This window comes from Streptomyces sp. MUM 2J (assembly GCF_022414535.1).
Classification (GTDB): domain Bacteria; phylum Actinomycetota; class Actinomycetes; order Streptomycetales; family Streptomycetaceae; genus Streptomyces.
Window position 1 is genome coordinate 116,321 of the sequence record NZ_JADWYM010000019.1, and the last position, 6,037, is coordinate 122,357.

Annotated in this window: 4 protein-coding genes; 2 read left to right on the forward strand and 2 right to left on the reverse strand. The window is 71.8% G+C overall.

Annotated features, from left to right (window positions below):
* Positions 1–5 precede the first annotated feature (5 nt).
* Complete coding sequence (locus tag I3F54_RS17585) at positions 6–953, forward strand: EamA family transporter (RefSeq protein WP_240119745.1); 948 nt, start codon at positions 6–8, stop codon at positions 951–953.
* Between the two features lie 52 nt (positions 954–1,005).
* Here I3F54_RS17585 and pepN read toward each other — a convergent pair whose 3' ends face one another.
* Both pepN and I3F54_RS17595 read right to left on the reverse strand, forming a co-directional pair.
* A complete protein-coding gene (gene pepN, locus I3F54_RS17590) occupies positions 1,006–3,582 on the reverse strand; it encodes an aminopeptidase N (protein WP_240119746.1) in 2,577 nt (858 codons plus the stop codon).
* Positions 3,583–3,838: 256 nt separating this feature from the next.
* Positions 3,839–5,035: a transposase gene (locus I3F54_RS17595; RefSeq protein WP_240119747.1), complete on the reverse strand. Its 1,197-nt coding sequence runs from the start codon at positions 5,033–5,035 to the stop codon at positions 3,839–3,841.
* Between the two features lie 447 nt (positions 5,036–5,482).
* Between I3F54_RS17595 and I3F54_RS17600 the strand changes: the two genes are divergently transcribed.
* Complete coding sequence (locus I3F54_RS17600) at positions 5,483–5,974, forward strand: DUF1203 domain-containing protein (protein ID WP_240119748.1); 492 nt, start codon at positions 5,483–5,485, stop codon at positions 5,972–5,974.
* Positions 5,975–6,037: the final 63 nt, after the last annotated feature.

Below are 6,037 nucleotides of genomic sequence, written 5' to 3' on the forward strand. Positions count from 1 at the left end.
CCACCATGAACCGCCCGGCCACCGTCCTGCTCACCGCTCTCGCCCCCGTCTCCTGGGGCACCACCTACGCCGTCACCACCGGGTTCCTGCCGCCCGACCGCCCCTTGTTCACCGGCCTGATGCGGGCCCTGCCCGCCGGACTGCTGCTCCTGGCCGTCACCCGGGTCCTGCCGCGCGGAGTGTGGTGGGGCCGGGCGGTCGTGCTCGGCGCGCTCAACATCGGCGCCTTCTTCCCGCTGCTGTTCCTGTCCGCCTACCGGCTGCCCGGCGGCATGGCGGCCGTCGTCACCTCGGTCGGACCGCTGTTCGTGGTGGGGCTGTCGGCGGTGCTGCTGGGGCAGCGGCCCACCGTACGTTCCGTGCTCACCGGGGTCGTTGCGGCGTTCGGCGTCAGCCTGGTCGTCCTGCGGGCGGCCGGCGCCCTGGACGCGCTCGGCGTGACGGCGGCCCTCGCCGCCACCGCGTCGATGTCGGCCGGCACCGTCCTGACCAAGAGGTGGGGCCGTCCCGCCGGCGTCGGCCCGCTCGCCCTGACCGGCTGGCAGCTGACCGCGGGCGGGCTGCTCATCGCACCGCTCGCCCTGGGGATCGAGGGCGCGCCGCCCGCGCTGGACGGTCCGGCGGTCGGCGGCTACCTCTACCTCGCGCTCGCCAACACGGCCGTCGGCTACTGGCTGTGGTTCCGTGGCATCGGCCGCCTGAGCGCCACCCAGGTCACCTTCCTCGGCCCGCTCTCCCCGCTGACCGCCGCGACCGTCGGCTGGGCCGCGCTCGGCCAGGCGCTCGCGCCGGTCCAACTGGCCGGCATGGCCGTGGCGTTCGGCGCGACCGTGGCGGGCCAGCTCCGGCCGTCCGGCACGACCGTAGGGCCGTCGGACCTGACCGCGGGCAACGGGCGGCCGGGCGCCGCGGACGGGACGGCGGGCGCCCTGCGGCAGACGTCGGGCGGGTGACCCGCTCCCGGTCACCCGCCCGTCCGCAGGCGATACGGCCGCCGTACGCGTGCTACTCGGCCGCCGCGGCGTCCGCCGCCTGGGCCTTCAGCGCCCGCTCGACGCCCGCGCGGGACTCCGAGACCAGCCGTCGCAGGGCGGCGCCCGGCTCGGCCGCGGCCAGCCAGGTGTCCGTGCGGCTCAGGGTGTCCTGCGACACCTGCACCGCCGGGTAGAGGCCGACGGCGATCTGCTGGGCCATCTCGTGCGAGCGCGAGTCCCAGACACCCTTGACCGCCTCGAAGTACTGCTCCGTGTACGGCGCGAGCAGCTCCCGCTGGTCGGTCTGGACGAAGCCGGCGATGACCGCCTCCTGCACGGCGTTCGGGAGCTTGTCGGACTCCACCACCGACGCCCAGGCCTCGGCCTTGGCCTCCGGCGTCGGGCGCGCGGCGCGCGCGGTGGCCGCATGGCGCTCACCGGCCGCCGTCCGGTCCCGCTCGTACTCGCCCGCGATCTCGGTCTCGTCGAAGCGCCCCACGGCCGCGAGCCGCTGCACGAACGCCCACCGCAGTTCGGTGTCCACGACCAGGCCCTCGACGGTGTGCGTGCCGTCCAGCAGGGCCTCCAGCAGGTCCAGCTGCTCCGGCGTGCGGGCCGTCGCCGCGAACGCCCGCGCCCAGGCCAGCTGGTGGTCGCCGCCCGGCTCCGCGGACCGCAGGTGGGCCAGCGTGGCGTCCGTCCAGCGGGTCAGCAGGGCCTCGCGGCCGGTCGGGTCGGCGTACAGGTCGATCGCCAGCTTCACCTGGCGGTGCAGCGACTGCACGACGCCGATGTCCGACTCCTTGCCGATGCCGGACAGCACCAGGGACAGGTAGTCGCGGGCCGCCAGCTCCGCGTCCCGCGTCATGTCCCACGCCGACGCCCAGCACAGTGCGCGCGGCAACGAGGCCTCGAAGTCGCCGAGGTGCTCCGTCACGAACGCCAGCGACCGCTCGTCCAGACGGACCTTGGCGTACGACAGGTCGTCGTCGTTGAGGAGGACGACGTCCGGGCGGCGGCGTCCCACCAGCTGCGGTACGGCCGTCAGCTCGCCGTCGACGTCCAGCTCGACGCGGTCCTCGCGGACCAGCTTGCCCGCCTCGCCGTCGAACGCGTACAGGCCGATGGCGATGCGGTGCGGACGCAGCACCGGCTCGCCCTTGGCGCCCGCGGGCAGTGCCGGGGCCTCCTGCCGGACCGCGAAGGAGGTGATGACGCCGGAGGCGTCCGTCTCGATCTCCGGACGCAGGACGTTGATGCCCGCCGTCTCCAGCCACATCTTCGACCAGGTCTTCAGGTCCCGCCCGGAGGTCTCCTCCAGCGCGCCCAGCAGGTCGGTGAGGCGGGTGTTGCCGAAGGCGTGCCGCTTGAAGTAGGCCTGGACGCCCTGGAAGAACTCGTCCATGCCGACGTACGCCACGAGCTGCTTCAGCACGCTCGCGCCCTTGGCGTACGTGATGCCGTCGAAGTTGACGAGCACGTCGTCCAGGTCGCGGATCTCGGCCATGATCGGGTGGGTGGACGGCAGCTGGTCCTGCCGGTAGGCCCACGTCTTCATGGAGTTGGCGAACGTGGTCCACGAGTGGGGCCACCGGGACTCGGGCGCGTACGCCTGGCAGGCGATCGACGTGTAGGTGGCGAACGACTCGTTCAGCCACAGGTCGTTCCACCACTCCATGGTGACCAGGTCGCCGAACCACATGTGGGCCAGTTCGTGCAGGATCGTCTCCGCCCGCACCTCGTACGCCGCGTCGGTCACCTTCGACCGGAAGACGTACTGGTCGCGGATGGTCACGGCACCGGCGTTCTCCATCGCGCCCGCGTTGAACTCGGGCACGAAGAGCTGGTCGTACTTCCCGAACGGGTAGGCGTAGTCGAATTTCTCCTGGAACCAGTCGAAGCCCTGCCGGGTCACCTCGAAGATGGCGTCCGAGTCCAGGAACTCGGCCAGCGAGGGACGGCAGTAGATGCCCAGCGGCACGCTCTGCCCGTCCTTCTCGTAGACGCTGTGCACGCTGTGGTACGGGCCGACGATGAGCGCCGTGACGTACGTGGAGATCCGCGGCGTCGGGTCGAAGGCCCAGACGTTGTCCTTGGGTTCCGGGGTCGGCGAGTTGGACACCACGGTCCAGCCCTCCGGTGCGCGCACGGTGAACCGGAAGGTGGCCTTCAGGTCGGGCTGCTCGAACGAGGCGAAGACACGGCGGGCGTCCGGTACCTCGAACTGGGTGTAGAGGTACGCCTGGTCGTCGACCGGGTCGACGAAGCGGTGCAGGCCCTCACCGGTGTTGGTGTACGCGCAGTCGGCGGCGACCCGCAGGACGTTGCGGCCCTGGAGCAGGCCGGGCAGCAGGATCCGGGAGTCCGCGAAGACCTCCGCCGGGTCGAGGGCGTCCCCGTTGAGCGTCACCTCGTGGACGGCCGGGGCCACCAGGTCGATGAAGGACTCCGCGCCGTTCTCCGCCACGTCGAAGCGCACCGTGGTCACGGACCGGTAGGTGCCGCCCTCCTGCGCGCCGGAGAGGTCGAGATCGACCTCGTAGGAGTCCACGGTGAGCAGCTTCGCCCGCTGCTGTGCCTCTTCGCGAGTCAGGTTTGTGCCAGGCACGCGGTCATCTCCTCGTTGTGTTCGACATCCACCCCCTCACGGAAGAGGGGGATTCCAACCCTGGTGGGCTGAGGTTCACGGGCGCTCGAACGGCTCGTGGCCGCCGTCACCCTTCCGGCACAGGCTGGTGGCCCGGGGCGGGAGATCCCGCCCTGTCCTGCCGCGACGTCGGTGGCTGCGAGATCGTCCGCAGTGCGGGGCGCGAGGCCGCAGGACACACTGTTGGCTTCCGCCCCCTCGTGATCGAGGGGGATTCCTACGGCTCGCGCCGCGGGGTTTCCTGCTTCGTCGCCGACTGCCCGCCCGGAGTGCTCCGTTGAGGTCTGACACCAGCTCCACAGACTGTCACCGCCAGCCCGGCGGCCAGAAGGGTCCGCGCTGTGTTCACGTCCCGGTCATGGGTCGTGCCGCAGCCGCACGTCCAGGTGCGGACGTTCGGCGGCATCCCGTCGGCCAGGGTGCCGCAGGCGGAGCACAGCCTGGACGAAGGGAAGAAGCGGTCCACCGCGATCACTTCCCGCCCGTACCAGGCGGCCTTGTACTCCAGGAGGCTCCGGAACTGCGACCACGCCGCGTCGCCGATGGCACGGGCAGGGCTCCGGTTCCCGGCCGTGTTCCGGACGCTCAGGTCCTCGATCACGATCGTTTGGTTTTCACGAACGAGTCGAGTGGTCAGCTTGTGCAGCCCGTCCCGGCGACGGTCGGCGATCTTCGCGTGGATCTTCGCGACCCTGCGCCGGGCCCTGCGCCGGTTGGCGCCGTCCCCCTGGGCCTTGCGGGACAGCTCCCGCTGGGCCCTGGCGAGCCGGACGCGGTCGCGGCGTTCGTGGCGGGGGTTGGCGATCCTCTCTCCGGTGGAGAGGGTCAGCAGGTGGTCCGGGCCGGCGTCGACGCCGACCGCCGTGTCCGTGGCGGCCAGCGGCTTGACGGACGGGTCTTCGCACAGCAGGGAGACGAACCAGCGCCCGGCGCTGTCCTGCGACACCGTCACGGTGGACGGCGTCGCCCCCTCCGGCAGGGAACGCGACCACACGATGGCCAGGGGCTCCGCCATCTTCGCCACGGTCAGCTTGCCGTCACGGAAGCGGAAGCCGCTGGTGGTGTACTCGGCGGACTTGTGCGACTTCTTCCGGGACTTGAAGCGCGGGTACTTCGCTCGCCTGGCGAAGAAACCGGTGAACGCGGCCTGCAAGTGCCGCAGCGTCTGCTGCAACGGCACCGACGACACGTCATTGAGGAACGCCAGTTCCTCAGTCTTCTTCCAGGCCGTCAGCATGGCCGAGGTCTGGTTGTAGTTGACCCGCTCCTGCCGTGCCCACGCCTCGGTGCGGGCCGCGAGCGCCAGATTGTAGACCTTCCGCACGCACCCGAACGTGCGCGACAGCTCGGCCGCCTGCGCAGCGGTCGGATGGAAGCGGTACTTGAACGCCCGCTTCACGCACGTCGTAGGCATGCTCACAAACTAGCGAAGCAGTGGGTGAAGTTCAAGGTTGCCGGTCGGAGCACCGCGATCCGCTCCGGTGGCGCATCGCGGCCCCTTGACCTGCTCCGCAGGAGTCCGTTTCCCCTGCGCCGTCAAAAGGGCGGAGTGTTCACGGAGGAATCAGACGAACCGGGTCCGCCCGGTCCGTGAGCCACTCCCGATCCAACCACAGGCGCGTACGGCGGCCGGTGTACGGGACGCGGGTGTCCTCCGCCCGGCCCGGGGCCTCGTCCCCGGCGCGCACACAGTGTTCCCCCTGCTCACGCGTCGCGTACCGCCGGAATCCGGAAACGCGACCCCGGCGGATCCAGAACCTGCCGGGCCCCTCGGGGAACGGATCTCCTGCGAGGGGCCCGGGTGAGGACGACGTCCGGATACCGCCGGTGGACCGGGCCCGCGCGCGCGACCCTCGACGCCATGAGCACCCACATCGCACGACCCATCGCGGCGGAGGTCCTGAGGGAGCTGCGCACCACCGACGACGCGGGACGCGCCCCGTCCCCGTTCCCCGACGCCGAGGGCGGCGCCCCGCTGCGCTGCTGCCTGCGCCGCAGCCGCCCCGGCGAGCGGATCGCCCTCGTCTCGTACGCGCCCCTGCGCCGCTGGGCGGCCGGAACCGGTGCCCGGCCCGGGGCCTACGACGAGCAGGGGCCCGTCTTCGTCCACGCGCAGGAGTGCGCGGGGCCGCGGGACGAGGGCCTGGCGTTCACCGACGCCCACCGGGTCCTGCGCCGCTACTCCGCCGGCGGGCACATCCTCGGCGGGCAGCTGGTGCGGACCCCCGAAGGCTTCGCGGAGGGCCTCCACAACGCGTTCGACGACCCGGACGTGGCGCTCGTCCACGTCCGGGCCGTCGAGTACGGCTGCTTCCTCTACGAGGTCGGCCGGCCCCAGCCCGCCGCCCCCTAGGGAGCGTATTGCGTCGTGATCAATCTGCGAGATCTGCCTGCGCGGCAGGGTTTGGACCGGTAG